Below are 17179 nucleotides of genomic sequence, written 5' to 3'. Positions count from 1 at the left end.
TCCCCGGCGATCCGCCGCCCGCGCACACCGGACGGGTCATCAGGGGCCGGAAGTCGTTTGCGGGGCCGGTGAAGTTCATACCTATTGGTGGGTAAATATGACCACAGTGGGGTGAATTGATGATCGCACGCAGACAGCAGGTGGCCGTTGCCCTCGCCGGCGTCCTCACCGCGGCCGCCGCCTGTCAGGCCCAGCACCACGACTCCAAGGCGACCGGCCGCCCGGCGCCCCCCGCCGCCCGCGGCTTCACCCTCGTCGCCGCCGGGGACATCCTCCCGCACAGCGCCGTCCTCGACCGGGCCCGCTTCGACGCGGGCGGCAACGGCTACGACTTCCGGCCGATGCTCTCCGCCGTCCAACCCCTCGTCTCCCGCGCCGATCTGGCGCTCTGTCACATCGAGAACGTGTACGGCGACCCCACCGGCACCGCGAGCCTCATGTCCCCGCCCGAGGAGGCGCGGGGCCTCGCCGCGACCGGCTACGACAGCTGCTCCACCGCGTCCGACCACAGCCTCGACGCCGGACCCGCCGGCATCCAGCGCACTCTCGACGCCCTCGACGGCGCGGGCGTACGGCACGCGGGGACGGCGCGCACCGATGCCGAGGCGCGCACGGTCACGCTGCTGCGCGCCGGTCCGGCGAAGGTCGCCCACCTCGCGTACACCGCCGACACGAACGGCGTCCCGCTTCCACCGGCCGAGCCCTGGGCCGTGAACCTCGTCGATCCCGCCCGCGTCCTCGCCGACGCCCGGGCCGCCCGCCGCGCCGGCGCCGACGTGGTCGTCGTCTCCCTGCGCTGGGGCACGGCAGGACAGCAGGCACCGGACCCCCAACAGCTCGCGCTGGCAAGGGAACTCACCGCCGCCCGCACCGACGGCCGCCCCGACGTCGACCTGATCCTCGGCACCCAGGCGCACGCCCCGCAGCCGTACGAGAAGGTCAACGGCACCTGGGTGGTCTACGGGCTCGGCGACCAGATCACCGGCGAGATGTACGACAACGCGGGCACCCAGGACCCCGGCGGCAACCTGAGCACCCTCGGCCGCTTCACGTTCGCGCCGCCCGCCCGGCACGGAGGGCGCTGGGAGGTGACGAAGGCGGAGTTCGTCCCGCAGCTGTTCGACATCGACGCGGGCCGGGTCGTCGACGTCAACCAGGCGATCGGCCAGGGCGCCGACCTGACCGGCGACCGCGACCGCGTCCGCGAGGTGGCGCTGAGCAGGGGTGCGGCGAAGGACGGGCTGGTGATGGGGAAGTAGCCCCGAGGGTCAGTCGACGTCGACGTGCGCGAAGGTCTCCAGCATCCGGGTGAGCACCTTCGCGCACGCCCGGACGTCGGCCTCCGTCAGCTCGCCGCCGACCTGGCGCATCAGGTAGTGCTCGCGGCCCAGCACGGCGGTGATGGTTGAGCGGCCGGTGTCGGTGAGCCGGATCAGGGAGGACCGCTGGTGTGCCGGGTTCGGGACGCTCTCGACCCAGCCGTGCGCCGCCGCGTCGTTGACCATGCGCTGCACGAACTGCCGGCTCAGCGCCTGGTCGCGGCCCATCTGAGGGACCGTCATGGGCCCGTGCAGGCGCAGCAGGTTCAGGACGGCGCGTACGCCCGCTGACACGCCCTCCACCGGTTCGGCCTGCTCGACCTTGCGCGCCGCGCGCCGGTAGAGCGGGCCGACCAGGTCGAACACCTCGGTGAGGCGGTGGCCGAGTTCGTCGGGGGAGAGGGCGGCTGGGCCGTGCGCGGGAGCGGAGTCGTTCACGAGCACATCATGACACCTGGGTTGCCAAACTCCGGCGAAGATGACACCTTGGTTGTCATGACAGCTGCTTCGGAACTGAGCTTCTTCGCATCTGCCGACGGGGACCTGGCCTACCGTGACGTGGGCTCCGGCGACCCCGTGGTCCTCCTCCACTCCGGCTTCGCCGACCACCGCGTCTTCGACGACCAGATACCGGCACTCGCCGCCCGCTTCCGCGTCATCGCCCCCGACATCCGGGGCCACGGCTTCTCGGCCAACGCGAGTGCCCCCTTCCGCTGGGCCGACGACCTCACGGGCCTCCTGCGCCACCTCGACCTCGGCCCCGCCGTCCTCGTCGGTCTCTCCATGGGCGCGGGCGTCGCCACCGACACCGCGCTGGAGTCCCCCGAACTGGTCCGCGCGATCGTCGTCAGCGGCGGCGGGACCAGCGCCTTCGAGTACAAGGACCCCGAGCTGCTGGCACACACGGCCCGCGCCGGCCGACTCCTCGCCGCCGGCGACATCGAGGGCTGGCTCGACCAGTTCACGGAGGGCGTGGCCGGCCCGCACCGCACACCGGCCGACGTCGACCCCTCGGTCCTGCGGCGCCTGCGCGCCCTGACCGCCCACACCATCGCGAAGCACACACCGGGCGAGAAGGACTGGTACGTGCCCCTCGGCGACCCGTGGCCCCGCGTCCCGCAGCTGGACGTACCGGTACTGGCCATCCACGGCGCCGCCGACTGGCCCGACAGCATCGCCATGGCGGACCGCCTCGTCGACACGGTCCCGAACGGCCGCGCCACGACCATCGAGGGCGTCGGCCACTACCCGAACATGGAGAAGCCCGAGGAGTTCAACACCGTCCTCGGGCAGTTCCTGAGCTCCCTCTGAGGGCGCCCCACGCTCCCCGAGGCTCTCTACGGCACCACCGTCACCGGCCACCGCCCCGCCTTCACCAACCGCACCGCGACCGACCCGATGATCCGGTGGCCGGCCTGTTCGGAGGCGCCCACGATGACCGCGTCGGCCTTCAGCTCGTCGGCGGCCTTCACCAGGCCGCCGTAGGGGTCGCCGCGGAACGTGTGGAACTCCCAGCGGATGTCGAATATCTCCTTCACGCGCTCGGTCTCGTGGCGGATCTGGGCGACGAGGTTCTCGGCGATCTCGTCGGTGGTGTCGGCGACCGGTGCCCCCATCGCCGCCCCGGCCGCCAGGACCGGCTGCACGTACACGAGGGCGAGGAGCGCGCCCTGACGCCTGGCCAGGCCCGCCGCATAGGAAGCGGCCCGGAGCGACGAGTCGGAGCCGTCCACTCCGGCCACGATCACCTTGGGGCCGTCCGTGCCCCGCTCGAACTGAGTTGAGTGCTGTTCCGTCACGGCCGTGAGGTTATCGGAATCCCCAGGTCCTGAACCCGCCCGGGAGCGCTCGACGGGCGCGCCGCCCACCCTGTTCCTACAGTCGGAAGCATGACTGCCACCGTGGAGGCCGCCAGGGCCAAGGACACCAAGGGTCCGATACGGCCACCCGGCCACGGCTTCCTCAGCAGGGTCCCCGAAGGATTCGCCACCTTCTTCGGCGCCCTCGGCCTGCTCTGCGTCCTGCTCGCCTTCATCGCCCCGCTGCGCCGCGTGCTGCGCCCGGTGGTCCGCTTCCTCGACCTGCTGATCGTCCCGGTCAGCGCCAACCTCGCCTACGCCGTCTTCCTCTTCCTGCTCGCCGCAGCGACCGCGGCCCGCAAGAGGATCGCCTGGTGGCTGGTGGTCGTCTACCTCGGCCTGCTGGTCCTGACCGACGTCCTGGGCGTGGCCCTCGGCCTGTACGCCGAGTCCCTCCCGTCCCTGATCGTGTGCGCCCTCCTGCTGGTCCTGCTGATCGTGGCACGCGGCCAGTTCTACGCGGCCTCCCGCCGAGCGGCCGTACGCCGGGCCCTCGCCGTCCTCCTGATCGGGCTCGCCGTCGCGATCCTGGCCGGCTGGGGACTGGTCGCCCTGTTCCCCGGCACCCTGCCCACCAGCCAGCACCTCGGCTGGGCCGCCGACCGGGTCTGCGGCGGACTGGTCTCCGCCCGCTCCTTCGGCGGCCGCCCGCCGCGCGCCCTGTACTTCCTCCTCGGCCTCTTCGGCGCGCTCGCCCTCCTGAACGCGGCCACCGTCCTCTTCCGCTCCCAACGCCTCGAAGCCGCCCTGCACGGCGACGAGGAGGACCGCATCCGCGCCCTCCTGAAGACCTACGGCGGCCACGACTCCCTCGGCTACTTCGCCACCCGGCGCGACAAGGCCGTCGTCTTCTCGCCCAGCGGCAAGGCCGCCGTCACCTACCGCGTCGAGGCCGGCGTCTGCCTCGCCAGCGGCGACCCCGTCGGCGACCGCGAGGCCTGGCCGCACGCGATCGCCGGCTGGCTGGACCTGGCCCGCCGCCACGGCTGGGCCCCCGCCGTGATGGGCGCCTCCGAGGACGGCGCCCGCGCCTTCGCCCGCGCCGGACTCGGTGCCCTCCAGCTCGGCGACGAGGCTATCCTGCACGTCGCCGACTTCGACCTCGCCGGCCGGGACATGCGCGTCACCCGCCAGGCCGTCGGCCGGGTCCGCCGCGCCGGTGCCACCTGCCGCATCCGCCGCCACGCCACCCTCACCGACACGGAGATGGAGGAGGTCGTCGACCGCGCCGACGCCTGGCGCGACACCGAGACCGAACGCGGCTTCTCCATGGCCCTCGACCGCCTCGGCGACCCGGCCGACGGCGACTGCCTGCTGGTCGAAGCGCTCGACGAGGGCGGCAAGTTGCTCGCGCTGCTCTCCCTCGTCCCCTGGGGCACCGACGGCGTCTCCCTCGACCTGATGCGCCGTGACCGCACCGCCCCCAACGGCGTCATGGAGTTCATGGTCGCCGAACTCTGCGCCGCCGCACCGAAGTTGGGCGTCCGCCGGATCTCCCTCAACTTCGCCGTGTTCCGCTCGGCCTTCGAGGAGGGCGCCCGCATCGGCGCGGGCCCGGTCCTCCGCCTGTGGCGCCGCCTCCTGCTGTTCTTCTCCAAGTGGTGGCAACTGGAGGCCCTTTACCGCTCCAACGCCAAGTACCACCCCGAGTGGTACCCCCGCTTCATCTGCTACGGCGAGACCGCCTCCCTGGCCCGCATCAGCCTCGCCTCCGGCATCGCCGAGGGCTTCGTCTCCGTACCGTCGCTGCGCCAACTCTGGGGAAAGGGGCACCAGAAGAGCGGCCCGCGGCCCGCGACCACGGCCGGCCTGCCGCCGCTGTCCGCGCTCGCTCCCGACACCGGGGACGAGACCGGCGGCCAGGACGGCGGCCTGCCCGAACAGGTCCGCGTCCGGCACCACAAACTCGACCGCCTCCGCGCCGCCGGCATCGACCCCTACCCGGTCGGCGTCCCGCAGCGCACCCACACCCTCGCCGAGGTCCGCACGGGCGACCACGTCACCGTCGCCGGGCGGGTGATGCTCGTGCGCGACCTCGGCGGCATCGTCTTCGTCACCCTGCGCGACTGGTCCGGCGACCACCAACTCGCCCTCACCCGCGCCGAGTCGGGCCCCGAGCTCGACCGCTTCGTCACGGACACCGACATCGGCGACCAGATCACCGCGACCGGCCGCGCGGGCACCAGCGACAAGGGCGAGCCCACCGTCTTCGTCACCTCCTGGCAGCTCACCGGCAAGTGCCTGCGCCCGCTCCCCGACAAGCACCGCGGCCTCACCGACCCCGAGGCCAAGGTCCGCATGCGCTACCTCGACCTCGTCGCGAGCCCCGCCGCCCGCGACGTCGTCCGCGCCCGCTCCACCGCCGTACAGGCCCTGCGCCAGGGCCTGTTGGAGCGCGGGTACCTGGAGGTCGAGACCCCGATGCTGCAACAGATCCACGGCGGCGCCAACGCCCGCCCCTTCACCACCCACATCAACGCCTACGACCTCGACCTGTACCTCCGCATCGCCCCCGAGCTGTACCTGAAGCGGCTCTGCGTCGGCGGCCTGGAGAAGGTCTTCGAGATGGGCCGCACCTTCCGCAACGAGGGCGTCTCCTACAAGCACAACCCCGAGTTCACGATGCTGGAGGCCTACCAGGCGTACGCCGACTACGACGTGATGCTCGACCTCGTCCGCGAGCTCATCCAGGGCGCGGCCACCGCAGCCTTCGGGTCGCCCGTAGCCCGCAAGGACGGCGAGGAGTACGACATCTCCGGGACCTGGCCGGTCAAGACCGTCCACGGCGCGATCTCCGAGGCGCTGGGGGAGGAGATCGACGCCGACACCGAACTGGCCCGGCTGCACCGGCTCTGCGACCGCGCGGGCGTGCCCTACGGCGCCGACGACGGGCGCGGGGACGTCGTACTGGAGATGTACGAACGGCTCGTGGAGGAGCCGACCCGGCTGCCCACCTTCTACAAGGACTTCCCGACCGACGTCTCCCCGCTCACCCGGCAGCACCGCACCGACCCGCGGCTCGCCGAGCGCTGGGACCTCGTCGCGTTCGGCACCGAGCTTGGCACCGCCTACTCCGAGCTGACCGACCCCGTCGAGCAGCGCCGCCGCCTCACCGCCCAGTCGCTGCTCGCCGCCGGGGGAGACCCCGAGGCCATGGAGCTCGACGAGGACTTCCTCGACGCCCTCGAATACGCGATGCCGCCCACCGGCGGACTCGGCATCGGCGTCGACCGACTCGTCATGTTCCTCACCGGCCTGACGATCCGTGAGACCCTGCCGTTCCCCCTCGTCCGGCGCCGCTGAGCGCGCGGAGACTGGGCCGGGCGGGTGTTTTCCTGCCGCCGCACCGGTGTTGCCGTGGGGCGCCGGGTCCCGCACGGGCGACTGATGAGTCATGAAGAAGGATCAGTTGCTCACGCGCCGACGGGCCCTGCTCGCCGGCGCCGCCGCCGTCGGCGCGGCCGGCACCGCCGGTCTGCTGTACTCCGGACTCTCGGACGACGCCCCGGTCCGGGCCGCCGCCCCCGCTGCCGGGCCTCCGCCGCGCCTAGCGCGCACCCCCACCTCCTACCGCCTCCAGCCCGTGGCCGGCTACGGCGCACCCCACACCGCCCCCGCCCATGTGCCGGTGCGGCACGAGCCGTTCCTGCGCATGTCAGGTCGCGGCAACACCATGGTCCTGACCTTCGACGACGGACCCGACCCCCGCTACACCCCCCACATCCTCGACACCCTCGCCGAGTACGACGTCCGCGCCACGTTCTTCGTGTGCGGCGAGATGGCCGACTGGAACCGGGACATCCTCGCCCGCATGTCCGACGAGGGCCACATCGTCGGCAACCACACCTGGTCGCACCCGCTGCTCACCAAGATGACCCGGAGTCAGATCCGCTCCGAGATGGAACGCACCAGCGACGTCATCGAGGACGCCTACGGCGAACGCCCCCAGTGGTTCCGCGCCCCCTACGGCGCCTGGAACCGGGCCGCCTTCCAGCTCGGCTCCGAGATGGGCATGGAACCCCTCGCCTGGACCGTCGACACCCTCGACTGGGACACCCCCGGCGTCCGCCACATCGTCAACGCGGTCGAGGACGGCGCCGCCCCCGGCATCGTGGTGCTCTCGCACGACGCCGGGGGCGACCGGACCCAGAGCGTGAAGGCGCTGCGCGAATACCTGCCGCACCTCCTCGACTCCGGCTACCACATGACACTGCCGCGCCGACGCACCACCACCTGACAGGGCCTGGCCCGCCCGGTCGGGGAACGTTCAGCGGACCTCGACCAGGCGGGCGAAGACGACGACGTTTCCGTCGTAGCCGTTCTGCTTGGAGAAACCGCCGCCGCAGGTGATGACGCGGAGTTCCGGAGTTCCCTTGGAGGCGTAGACGCGGTCTCCGGGGAAGTCCTTCTTCTCGAAGACCTCGATGCCGTAGATCTCGAACACCGCGGTCTTTCCGTCCTTGCGCTCGACCTCGACGCGATTTCCCTTCTTGAGGGCCCCGAGTCCGTAGAACACGGCGGGGCCCATTTTGTTGTCGACATGGCCGACGACGACCGCCGTGCCCTTTTCGCCGGGGGAGACGGCGCCGGTGAACCAGCCCGCCAGATTCGGGTCCTCCGGCGGCGGAGCGCCGACCCAGCCGTCCGCGTCCAGGCCCACCGGCATGACAGGGGCGTCGACCCGGATCGCGGGGATCCGCACCCGGTCGGCCACGGAGTACGGCAGCGGGGCCGGGACCTTGCCGAACGTGCTCTGGGCGGTGCGGGCGTCCGCGGCCGCCGCCGTCGCCGGCTGGGGCGGTCCGACGTCGAACTCCCCCGAACCATTCCGAATGAGCGCGAGACCGGTCAGCAGAACAAGCGCTATCACTCCCCATGGGGCGCGCTTCTTCTGCCGCTCCTCCTCTTCCAGCTCGGACAGCTCGGACGCAGACATTCGCCATCCCCTCTCGACACGGCCGTCGCCACGTCAATCGCGCATACGAGAACGCTAAGTCCCGAAGCCGGAACCGGCGACGGGGAAAGCGCGAACGGGTGGCCCGAGCATCCTTATGTGCGCCATATGAGTTGGCCGTCACAGGAATTTTCTGACGGTGTGTGACCTGCGGCAATATCCGATTGTGCGCTTTCCGCCCGGCGTGTCCTCTCACCAGGACGGACCATTCTCGAAATGCGGGCGCGTGCAAGGCATCTGAGGGTGCGTCTGGGAGGCGTTTTCTCGCCGATCGACCGGGGACGGGTCCCGGGGCGCCTTCCGCGGAGGATGACATGCGTACTACTCGTGCCCTGGCTGCCGCCGGTGCCGCGGTGGCCGTCCTGGGGCTCGCCGCCCCGGTGGCCGTCGCGGACGGCATGGGCGCCAGCCCCAGCAACATCGTCGCCCTGCCCAGCGTGATCGCCCGCGGCGGACAGCTCACCGTCACGGTCGACGGCTGCTTCAGCGGCGGCAACGCCATCGCCACCTCACCGGGGTTCGAACGCCCCGCCAACCTGTCCCTGCTCGGCGGTTCGGGTACGACGTCCAGCGGCACGGCCAGGATCAGCCGGTCGGCCACCCCGGGCTCGTACAGCATCACGGTCCGCTGCTCCAACGGCTCCTCGCTCACCCGTGACGACGCCTACACCGTCATCGGCGGTGTCCGCGGCGGTCTCGGCGGCAGCAGCAGCGCCGGGGCGACGCCGACCGACATGGCGATCGGCGGCGGCCTGGTCGCCGCGGCCGTCATCGGCGGCGGGGTGTTCTGGATGCGCCGCCGCACCGAGCGCGGGATCTGACCTCCACCCCTTCGGAGTTCAGGCGCACGTGACAGGCCTTCGCCCCGGACCCTCTGCGGGTTCCGGGGCGAAGGCCTGTGCGGGAGGGGAAGCGGTCAGGCGCCGTCCTCGCCGGTCCGGCGGCGCGAGAAGTGGTAGGCCGCGCCCACCGAGCCCGCGATGAGAGCCGCGCCGATGCCGAGCTCCTTGAGGTCGAAGCCGGCGATGCTGCCGCCCTCGCCGGCGTGCACCCCGCGCGGGATCTGCTGGGCCGGCTGCAGCGGCTGGATGTTGTTGTTCGTACGGCCCGACGCGATGGTCAGACCCGTGGAGCCGCTCACGCCGTCACACGTGAACGTCACCTGGTACACGGCGCCCGGCCTGGCGTCCCAGTCGACCATCGCCGTCGCCGAGGACTGCCCCGGTCGGATCCGCACCGTGTCGAAGACCCCGGAGGAGACCGTGGCGGAGCCCTTGCAGCCGCCCTGGTCGCGGTCGAGCTGCAGCGTCACCTGGCCGCCCGCCGCGATCGTCGAGGGCAGGACGGTGAAGCCGAACGGCGTGATGTTGTGGTTGCCGTCGCCCTTCGCGACGGCGACCGGCGCCGAGAGGGCGAGGGCGCTGATGCCCAGCAGTGCGGCCGAGGCGACGCGTATCGCGCGCATGGTGATTCCTCCGGGTCCCCGAGGAGCAGCAGCGGACCTTTTCCGCTAGCGCCGTAAATGCACCTCGATGACCGAAACGCTAGGAACATGTGTGCGCTCCCGCGATCTCAGTCGCGCGAATGGGGCAACCGTGTGGGCCGCACAGGGGACACCGTGCGTGCGACCGGGGGACGTCCGCGGCGTGGCGGACGTCCCCCGGCGAGCGGCTGCGATGAGGGGCCGTCAGTCCTTGATGTGCGGGAAGAGGTTCAGGAACGGCTGCGCCGAGGCCGTGATGCCACGGCTGTACGGCGCGTCGAAGTCCCAGATCAGGAAGAGCAGGAAGGCGATCAGCGCCGAGAACAGCCCGGCGAGGATCAGCTCCCGTGTCGTACGCCTGATCTGCAGCGCGAAGACCATGCCGATGGTGACCACCGCCCCGCCGAGCAGCCCGAACCACACCACCGAGGGCATGGTCGCCCCGGTGGAGTCCTGACGGGCGTTGCGCGCCTGGTCCAGGGCGCCGACCTGGTCGACGAGCGGCTGGTAGGCCTGAGCCTGGAAGTCCGTCTTCGGCTGGTAGTCCGTGACGTCCGCGCGGATGCGTCCCAGGAGGTCGGTGCCCCGCTGGGTGAGCTTCTCGTGGTCCGCCATCGTCTTCCACTCGACGTTGACGACCTGTGAGACGTAGGCGTCGACGTCGGCCCGGATCCGGTCGCGTTCGTCGGCGGGATAGGCCCGCACCCGCTCCGAGATCTCGTGCAGCGCCTGTGCCTCCGCCTGCACATGGTCCTGGGCGGCGCTGCGAGCCTCCCAGACACCGGCGATCGCGAGGCCCAGGACGATGGCGTACACCACGCCGATCCACATCGTCATGTACTCGATGACGTCCGGGGTCTCACTGGGGTCCTCGTCCTCGGACGCCGTGCGTTCGCGTACGAAGGTGACGATGACGACGACCACACAGGCCGCCGCCATCGCGAGGACGAGAACAAGCCATTCCGACAAGAGGTTCCTCCGGGGATCAGCGCGGACGCAGCGCGACGATGGCGATCACCGCGGGCACGGTGATGAGCAGGACGTAGACGACCGGCGACGTCCGACCGGGCGTCGGCCGCTGGTGCGGCTTGGCGTGGTACTTCGGATAACTCACCGGAGACGCCGAGGGATGCGGGGTGGGCCTCGGCGAAGGCTTCGGAGTCGGCGTCGGCGTCGGGGCGGGCGTGGGGGTCGGGGTCGGGGTCGGCCGGACCAGCGGGGCCGGCGGTGCCGGGCGGGGCGCCGGGGCGGGCGGCGGCACGGGTTTCGGCGTGGGCCGGGGTTTCGGGGTCGGTTTCGGCGTCGGGGTCGGGGTGGGTTTCGGCGGGGGTGGCGGAGTCGGCTTCGGCGGGGGTGGTGGCGGTGGCGGCGGGGTGGGCGTCGGCGAGGGGCAGGGCGGCGGCGGGGTCGGTTTCCGGCAGCCCGGGGGGATCGGCCAGGAGTCGCCGCCCGCGACCGCCACCGCCTCCGTGCCGTCCGGCCCCGTCGAGGCGTACGCGCACGCGTCGGCCGCTGCCAGGCCCGCCGGAGCTCCCGTCAGCAGCCACGTCAGCGTCACCAGGGTCAACACCCTTGCGGCGAGGGCGGTTCGGGTCGGTTCGGGTCCATGCACGACGGAGATCATGAGGCCTCGCGGGCCGGGGCGCGCCGGTGCGCGCGGGGAATGCCCCGAAGGAGTGGATGCCATGGTGTGACGGTTTGACGAACCGATCGTCGGCTGTGGCCGGATGCGCACGCACATACGAGCCGGCGTGCATGCGTCACAGGTGTCGGAAAGAAATTTGTGCGGCGGTTGAACACTTCCGTGGTCCCCACCCGTACCTAGGACCGTGCGGCGGCACAGACGGGCGCTGCAACATCCAGGTGATTATGGGGAGTTGACGATGAAGACCTCCTGGCGGAGCGCCTCACTCGCGGCGACGGCCGTGTCCGTCATGGCGTTGACGGCGGCGTGCGGTTCGGAGAACGTGACCACGCCTTCCTCCGCGGCACAGAACGTCGGTGCCACGGCTGCGGCCGGGGGTTACGGCAGCGTCGGTGCCTCGGCGAGCCCCAGCACCGGTGCCGGCAACGGCTACGGCGCCGACGGCCAGCAGGCCGCCGCCGCGGAGCCCGCGGGCCAGTTGACCGTTGCCAGCAACCCCGATCTCGGCAAGGTGGTGAGCGACGGCGCGGGTCTCACCCTGTACCGCTTCGACGCCGACACGGCCAATCCCCCCAAGTCCAACTGCGACGGCGACTGCGCCACCGCCTGGCCGCCGGTCCCCGCCAACGACGCCACCGCCGGTGCCGGCATCGACAAGTCCCTGCTCGGCGAGGTGACCCGCACCGACGGCACCAAGCAGCTGACCATCGGCGGCTGGCCCGCCTACCGCTACGCCAAGGATGTCAACGCCGGTGACGTCAACGGCCAGGGCGTGGGCGGCAAGTGGTACGCGCTCGCCCCCGACGGCAAGAAGGCCACCGCCGCCGCGCTGCCCGGCCTCTCGGTCCGCAAGGACCCCAAGCTCGGTGACATCGTCGTCGACAAGAACGGCCACACGGTCTACCGCTTCCTCAAGGACAAGGCGTGGCCGAAGTCGGTCTCGAACTGCCTCGGCGCCTGCGCGGACAAGTGGCCGGCCGTCGGCATCGTCTCGGCGAACGACACCAAGGGTGTGCAGAAGAAGGGCCTCATGGGCTTCACCCGCCCCGACGGCGTCAAGCAGATGACCGTCAACTGCTGGCCCATCTACACCTTCTCCGGTGACACGGCCGCCGGACAGACCAACGGTCAGGGCGTGGGCGGCACTTGGTACGCCGTCTCCCCTGAAGGCAAGCCGGTCGGCGCGCCCGCGGAGTAGCGAGAACCTCCCCAGGGTTCGATCGCCCCGCCCACTCGGCAACCGAGACGCGGAAGGGAGGGACGCGGGCAAGCGAAAAGAGTGCCGAACAACACAGCAAGCGCGTACGACCCCGGGTCCGCCCCCTCCGCACCGCACGGAGGGGGCGGGCCGCTTTGGCGTATTCCGTACGCCAATTCCGGCATTCTCCGCGCTTCTCCGCGTGTCCCCGCACATCAATTCGGCACGTGCCAGCGGCAATCATCGGGAACGGATGGTCAATTTCCGTTTCCGCTCGACCCTTTGGCGGGCGATCAGTAGCCTCAGCTCGAACACCGGATCGCCTACGCCTTGGAGAGATACATGGAGCGTCCCGCCTGGGCACCACGGAGCATCGACATCTCGGTGCCGAGCGTTTCGCGTATCTACGACTACTACCTGGGCGGTTCGCACAACTTCGAGGTCGACCGGGAGGCGGCCCGCAAGGCCATGGAGTTCCTCCCGGGACTTCCCAAGATCATGCAGGCGAACCGGGCGTTCATGCGCCGCGCGGTCCGATTCGCGGCCGCCGAGGGCATCACCCAGTTCCTCGACATCGGCTCCGGAATTCCCACCTTCGGAAACGTCCACGAGGTCGCCCAGAAGGCCTGCCCCGGCGCCCATGTGATGTACGTCGACCACGACCCGGTGGCGGTCGCCCACAGCCAGGCCGTCCTCGCGGACAACGCGACCGCGGACGTCGTCGCGGCCGACCTCCGTAAGCCCCAGGAGATCCTGTCGAGCCCCGAAGTACGGCGGCTGATCGACCTGAATCGGCCAGTGGCCCTGCTTCTCGTTGCCATACTGCACTTCGTGGAAGACGCGGACGACCCGTACGAAGCGGTGGCCGAGCTGCGCGAGGCACTCGCGCCCGGCAGCCTGCTCGTCCTGACCCATGCCTCGTACGAGGGAATCCCGTTGCCACCCGAGCGGGCGGAGGGCGCGGTGGACGTGTACAAGGACATTCGCAATCCGCTGATCATGCGCTCGCGCGAAGAGATCGCGCGGTTCTTCGAGGGGTACGACATGGTGGAACCCGGACTGGTGCCGATGCCGGACTGGCGGCCCGACACCGCACCGGAGGACGAGGATCCGTATTCCTTCTCGGGGTTCGCCGGCGTAGGACGCACGGCGTGATCGCGGAGCCGGACGGGCCGGAGGGCAGACTGCGCAGGTTCGCGACCATCTGGAGCCGGGCGGTGTTCCCGGCGACGTCGACGTCGCTGACCCGGCCCGAGTTCGAGGAGCTGCTCCTGCCGCTGGCGCGGCGGTTGAGCGAGGCGCTGCGGGCCAGGACCCACGAGGCCGAGGAGGGCAAGGCCGTCGGCGCCGCCCTCGTCGCCGCGCACTGCACCGACCCGGACGCCCTCACCCGCACCCTGGAGTGCGTCGACGCCTACCTGGTCCTCTACTGCGGCGGCGACGGCTCCCCGGAGGACCTGCGGATCCGCTCGGCCCGTCTCCAGCACGCGATGGCCGCCGGGTTCGCCCAGGAACTCCGCGAGCGCACGCTGGCCGAGCAGGAGGCCATCTCCGTGGCCGCCCTCCAGGCCCAGGGCGTCGTGGCGCAGGCCCTGCACGCGACCGAGGCCCGCTTCCGCGCGGTCTTCGAGGGCGCGGCCATAGGAATCGGCATGGCCGACCTCGAAGGCAACATCCTCCAGGTCAACGGCGCGCTGCTGCGCATGTTCGGCATCTCCGACCAGACGATGGGCGGCCGCAACGTCCGCGAGTGGACCCACCCGGACGACGCCCCCCAGACCTGGACGCTCTACGACGAGCTCGTGCGCGGCGAGCGCGAGCACTACCACGTGGAGAAGGCGTTCTACCGGCCCGACGGGACGGTCCTGTGGACCAACCTCACGGTGTCCCTGCTCCGCGACGCCGACGGCAACCCGCAGTACCAGCTCGCCCTCATGGAGGACACCACCGAGCGGCGGCTGCTGAACCTGCGGCTGCGCTACGAGGCGACCCACGACGCGCTCACCGGCCTCCCGAACCGCACCCTGTTCTTCGAGCGCCTGGAGAAGGCGCTCGGCGCGGGCAACAACCAGCGGTTCGGCCTCTGCTACCTCGACCTCGACGGCTTCAAGACCATCAACGACAGCCTCGGCCACGCGGCCGGCGACCGGCTCCTCGTCGAGGTCGCCGACCGGCTGCAGTCCTGCGCGACGGCACCCGGTGAGATGGTCGCCCGGCTCGGCGGCGACGAGTTCGTCGCGCTGACCACAGGACCCGACACCGAGCGCGAGGTCGACGAGCTCGCGGGCCGCATCATGAACGCGCTGATCACCCCCGTCAGCATCGACGGCCGTGACCTCACCGTGCGCGGCTCCATCGGCATCGTCGAGGGCCCCGCCGGCGAGCGCGGTCCGGCGGAGGTGCTGCGCAGCGCCGACATCACGATGTACCGGGCCAAGTCGGCGGGCGGCAACCGCTTCGAACTCGCCGACCCGGAGGCCGACGCCCGGGCGATCACCCGCCACGGCCTCACCACGGCCCTGCCCGCCGCCCTGGACCGCAACGAGTTCTTCATCGAGTACCAGCCGCTGGTCCACCTCGGCGACGGCAGCGTGCGCGGCGCCGAGGCCCTCGTCCGCTGGCTGCACCCGCAGCACGGCGTCCTGGGCCCCGACCGCTTCATCCCGCTCGCCGAACACACCGGCCTGATCGTCCCGTTGGGCCGCTGGGTCCTGGAGCAGTCCGTACGCCAGGCCCGCGCCTGGCGCGAGGCCTACGGCGACGGCGTCCCCCTGCGCATCAACGTCAACCTCTCGCCGTGCCAGCTCACCCACCCCGGCTTGGTCCAGGACACCGTCGACATCCTGGAGCGCACCGGCGTCGCACCCGACGCGCTCTGCCTGGAGGTCACGGAGTCCGCGTTGATCGGCGCCGACGACGACCTCCTGAAGCCGCTGCGGCGGCTCGCCGAGATGGGCGTCGACATCGCCCTGGACGACTTCGGCACCGGCTACTCGAACCTCGCCAACCTCCGCCGGCTGCCGGTGAGCATCCTCAAGCTGGACCGCTCCTTCACCCAGAGCATGCAGCAGTTCCCGGCCGACCCCGTCGACCTGAAGATCGTCGAGGGCATCGTCTCCCTCGCCCACAGCCTGGACCTCGCGGTGACCGTCGAGGGCGTCGAGACCGGCGCGCAGGCCGAGCAGCTCCGCATACTGGGCTGCGACACGGCCCAGGGCTGGTACTACGCCCGCCCCGGCCCGCCGGAGCGGCTGCACGACCTGGCGCTGGTGGACGCGACGGGGTGAGCGCGTAACTCGCTTGCGGGAGGCCCGGGTTCGAAGGCGATCATGTGCGGGTGAACGACGAAGCACACGCATCGAACGCCGTGAACGAAGCGATCGCGGGCGAACTGGCTCTCATGGACCCGGCCGTCCGCGCCTCCCGCAGCGAGGCCGTCCGGCTGCTCGACCCCGAGTACGTCGAGATCGGCGCCTCGGGCCGGCACTACACGTACGAGCACATGCTCGCGTGGCTCCCCGAGCACGCGGGCAGCACGGCCGACGGTCCCCGCTACGACCCGTCGGGCATCACGGGCATCGTCCTGGCCCCGGGCCTGGTGCAGCTCCGCTACGAGACCGACTTCGCCGGCCGCCGGGCCCGCCGCACCTCCCTGTGGCGCAAGCGCGACGAGGAGACGGGCTGGCGGATGTTCTACCACCAGGGGACCGTGGTGCCGCCGGACGTCGAGTAGGACCTGTGCGCGGGGCGAGGCCGGGGGAGGATGCCCTCACGGCGACCGGCCGGTTTCCGCATCTTTCCGCACCTCACCGAAGGAGTTGGGCTCGATGAGTACCGAACTGCAGGGCAGGACCGCCGTGGTGACGGGCGCCAGCAAGGGCATCGGGCTGGCCGTCGCGGCGGCGCTGGCCGGGGCGGGGGCGAGCGTCGTCGCCGGGTCCCGTACGACGACCGAGGGGCTTGACGCGCTGGTCAAGGAGGGTTCCGTCACCTGGGTGCCGGTGGACCTCGCGGAACCGGGCGCGGCCGAGCGGCTGATCGAGGCGGCGGACGGCCGGGTGGACATCCTGGTGAACAACGTCGGTACGGCACCGCCACGCACCGGCGGCTTCCTCTCGGTGACCGACGAGGACTGGGCCCGCACCCTCGACCTGAATCTCCTCACGGCGGTACGCGTCACCCGCGCCGCCTTGCCCTTGATGCTGGCCGCGGGACAGGGCTCCGTGATCACGATCGGCTCGGTCAACGCCACCCTGCCCGACCCGCTGGTCATCGACTACAGCGCCGGCAAGGCCGCCCTGGTCGCCTTCTCCAAGGCCCTGTCCAAGGAGGTCGGCCCGAAGGGCATCCGCGTCAACACGGTCAGCCCCGGCCCGGTCGAGACGGATCTGTGGCTGGGCGGCACCGGCGTGGCAGCAACGGTCTCGGCCGCCGCCGGCCTGACCCCGGAGGAGATCGTCGCCAAGGCCTCCGCCACCACCGTCACCGGCCGCTTCTCCAAGCCCACCGAGATCGCGGACGTGGTCCTGTTCCTCGCCGGCGACCGGGCGGCCAACCTGACCGGCACGGACGTGGTGATCGACGGAGGGCTGATCCCGACCTGGTGACGAGCGGGGCGCGGGCCCGACCTCACGGCGCGGGCGCGGCGCCGCCGATCCCGGCCCTCGGCGCGTGCGCCCCGCTGGGGACCACGGCACCGTTGTTGCGCACGTACCGGGCGG

The 17179-nt window shown here is 71.6% G+C and carries 17 protein-coding genes; 11 read left to right on the top strand and 6 right to left on the bottom strand.

Going from position 1 to position 17179, the window contains the following annotated elements; all coding sequences use genetic code 11:
• Window positions 1-119: 119 nt before the first annotated feature.
• A complete protein-coding gene (locus tag OHT77_RS05985) occupies window positions 120-1259 on the top strand; it encodes a CapA family protein (protein ID WP_328826939.1) in 1140 nt (379 codons plus the stop codon).
• A 9-nt stretch (window positions 1260-1268) separates the two neighbouring features.
• On the opposite strand, the gene OHT77_RS05980 is transcribed toward OHT77_RS05985, so the two are convergent.
• Window positions 1269-1757 (bottom strand): MarR family winged helix-turn-helix transcriptional regulator, encoded by a 489-nt coding sequence (locus tag OHT77_RS05980; protein ID WP_328826938.1) that lies wholly within the window; start codon window positions 1755-1757, stop codon window positions 1269-1271.
• A gap of 57 nt (window positions 1758-1814) precedes the next feature.
• Here OHT77_RS05980 and OHT77_RS05975 point away from each other — a divergent pair, with 57 nt between their 5' ends.
• Window positions 1815-2630: an alpha/beta fold hydrolase gene (locus tag OHT77_RS05975; RefSeq protein ID WP_328826937.1), complete on the top strand. Its 816-nt coding sequence runs from the start codon at window positions 1815-1817 to the stop codon at window positions 2628-2630.
• 26 nt (window positions 2631-2656) lie between these two features.
• Here the strand turns inward: OHT77_RS05975 and OHT77_RS05970 are convergent, their stop codons facing one another.
• Window positions 2657-3118 (bottom strand): universal stress protein, encoded by a 462-nt coding sequence (locus OHT77_RS05970; protein WP_266777608.1) that lies wholly within the window; start codon window positions 3116-3118, stop codon window positions 2657-2659.
• A 90-nt stretch (window positions 3119-3208) separates the two neighbouring features.
• Here OHT77_RS05970 and lysX point away from each other — a divergent pair, with 90 nt between their 5' ends.
• Window positions 3209-6481 carry a bifunctional lysylphosphatidylglycerol synthetase/lysine--tRNA ligase LysX gene (lysX, locus tag OHT77_RS05965; protein WP_328826936.1) on the top strand — a complete coding sequence of 1091 codons (3273 nt, stop codon included), beginning with the start codon at window positions 3209-3211 and terminating at the stop codon, window positions 6479-6481.
• 91 nt (window positions 6482-6572) lie between these two features.
• Complete coding sequence (locus OHT77_RS05960) at window positions 6573-7415, top strand: polysaccharide deacetylase family protein (RefSeq protein WP_328826935.1); 843 nt, start codon at window positions 6573-6575, stop codon at window positions 7413-7415.
• Between the two features lie 30 nt (window positions 7416-7445).
• Here the strand turns inward: OHT77_RS05960 and OHT77_RS05955 are convergent, their stop codons facing one another.
• Window positions 7446-8114, bottom strand: coding sequence for a class F sortase (locus tag OHT77_RS05955; RefSeq protein ID WP_328826934.1), 669 nt, complete (start codon window positions 8112-8114; stop codon window positions 7446-7448).
• A 332-nt stretch (window positions 8115-8446) separates the two neighbouring features.
• Between OHT77_RS05955 and OHT77_RS05950 the strand changes: the two genes are divergently transcribed.
• A complete protein-coding gene (locus OHT77_RS05950; RefSeq protein WP_266777616.1) occupies window positions 8447-8953 on the top strand; it encodes a hypothetical protein in 507 nt (168 codons plus the stop codon).
• A gap of 95 nt (window positions 8954-9048) precedes the next feature.
• Here OHT77_RS05950 and OHT77_RS05945 read toward each other — a convergent pair whose 3' ends face one another.
• From OHT77_RS05945 to OHT77_RS05935, 3 genes are all read right to left on the bottom strand, one after another.
• Entirely contained in the window at window positions 9049-9597 is a 549-nt protein-coding gene (locus OHT77_RS05945; RefSeq protein WP_328826933.1) for a hypothetical protein, read from the bottom strand.
• A 222-nt stretch (window positions 9598-9819) separates the two neighbouring features.
• The gene (locus OHT77_RS05940) at window positions 9820-10584 is read right to left on the bottom strand and encodes a bestrophin-like domain (protein WP_328826932.1); all 765 of its coding nucleotides are present in this window, start codon (window positions 10582-10584) and stop codon (window positions 9820-9822) included.
• A gap of 16 nt (window positions 10585-10600) precedes the next feature.
• Window positions 10601-10729 (bottom strand): hypothetical protein, encoded by a 129-nt coding sequence (locus OHT77_RS05935; RefSeq protein WP_328826931.1) that lies wholly within the window; start codon window positions 10727-10729, stop codon window positions 10601-10603.
• 22 nt (window positions 10730-10751) lie between these two features.
• Between OHT77_RS05935 and OHT77_RS05930 the strand changes: the two genes are divergently transcribed.
• The 6 genes from OHT77_RS05930 (at window position 10752) to OHT77_RS05905 (ending at window position 17065) form a co-directional block, all read left to right on the top strand.
• Entirely contained in the window at window positions 10752-11309 is a 558-nt protein-coding gene (locus OHT77_RS05930; protein ID WP_328826930.1) for a hypothetical protein, read from the top strand.
• Window positions 11310-11498: 189 nt separating this feature from the next.
• Window positions 11499-12458: an SCO0930 family lipoprotein gene (locus tag OHT77_RS05925; protein ID WP_328826929.1), complete on the top strand. Its 960-nt coding sequence runs from the start codon at window positions 11499-11501 to the stop codon at window positions 12456-12458.
• A 342-nt stretch (window positions 12459-12800) separates the two neighbouring features.
• Window positions 12801-13613: an SAM-dependent methyltransferase gene (locus OHT77_RS05920; protein ID WP_328826928.1), complete on the top strand. Its 813-nt coding sequence runs from the start codon at window positions 12801-12803 to the stop codon at window positions 13611-13613.
• A complete protein-coding gene (locus OHT77_RS05915) occupies window positions 13610-15745 on the top strand; it encodes a putative bifunctional diguanylate cyclase/phosphodiesterase (RefSeq protein ID WP_328826927.1) in 2136 nt (711 codons plus the stop codon). The genes OHT77_RS05920 and OHT77_RS05915 overlap by 4 nt, the downstream gene beginning before the upstream one ends.
• A gap of 113 nt (window positions 15746-15858) precedes the next feature.
• A complete protein-coding gene (locus OHT77_RS05910; RefSeq protein ID WP_328834165.1) occupies window positions 15859-16191 on the top strand; it encodes a nuclear transport factor 2 family protein in 333 nt (110 codons plus the stop codon).
• Window positions 16192-16285: 94 nt separating this feature from the next.
• A complete protein-coding gene (locus OHT77_RS05905) occupies window positions 16286-17065 on the top strand; it encodes an oxidoreductase (protein ID WP_328826926.1) in 780 nt (259 codons plus the stop codon).
• The last annotated feature ends 114 nt before the right edge of the window (window positions 17066-17179 follow it).

The organism is Streptomyces sp. NBC_00252 (assembly GCF_036187565.1).
Lineage (GTDB): Bacteria > Actinomycetota > Actinomycetes > Streptomycetales > Streptomycetaceae > Streptomyces.
The sequence above is the reverse complement of the archived record's forward strand: the minus strand, read 5'-3'. Positions and strand labels throughout refer to the sequence as shown.

Excerpts from the sequence above, each read along its gene's own strand:
- OHT77_RS05985 (WP_328826939.1), top strand. The coding sequence starts at position 120 with ATGATCGCACGCAGACAGCAGGTGGCCGTTGCCCTCGCCGGCGTCCTC.
- OHT77_RS05975 (WP_328826937.1), top strand. The coding sequence starts at position 1,815 with ATGACAGCTGCTTCGGAACTGAGCTTCTTCGCATCTGCCGACGGGGAC.
- lysX (WP_328826936.1), top strand. The coding sequence starts at position 3,209 with ATGACTGCCACCGTGGAGGCCGCCAGGGCCAAGGACACCAAGGGTCCG.
- OHT77_RS05960 (WP_328826935.1), top strand. The coding sequence starts at position 6,573 with ATGAAGAAGGATCAGTTGCTCACGCGCCGACGGGCCCTGCTCGCCGGC.
- OHT77_RS05955 (WP_328826934.1), bottom strand. The coding sequence starts at position 8,114 with ATGTCTGCGTCCGAGCTGTCCGAGCTGGAAGAGGAGGAGCGGCAGAAG.
- OHT77_RS05950 (WP_266777616.1), top strand. The coding sequence starts at position 8,447 with ATGCGTACTACTCGTGCCCTGGCTGCCGCCGGTGCCGCGGTGGCCGTC.
- OHT77_RS05945 (WP_328826933.1), bottom strand. The coding sequence starts at position 9,597 with ATGCGCGCGATACGCGTCGCCTCGGCCGCACTGCTGGGCATCAGCGCC.
- OHT77_RS05925 (WP_328826929.1), top strand. The coding sequence starts at position 11,499 with ATGAAGACCTCCTGGCGGAGCGCCTCACTCGCGGCGACGGCCGTGTCC.
- OHT77_RS05920 (WP_328826928.1), top strand. The coding sequence starts at position 12,801 with ATGGAGCGTCCCGCCTGGGCACCACGGAGCATCGACATCTCGGTGCCG.
- OHT77_RS05910 (WP_328834165.1), top strand. The coding sequence starts at position 15,859 with ATGGACCCGGCCGTCCGCGCCTCCCGCAGCGAGGCCGTCCGGCTGCTC.
- OHT77_RS05905 (WP_328826926.1), top strand. The coding sequence starts at position 16,286 with ATGAGTACCGAACTGCAGGGCAGGACCGCCGTGGTGACGGGCGCCAGC.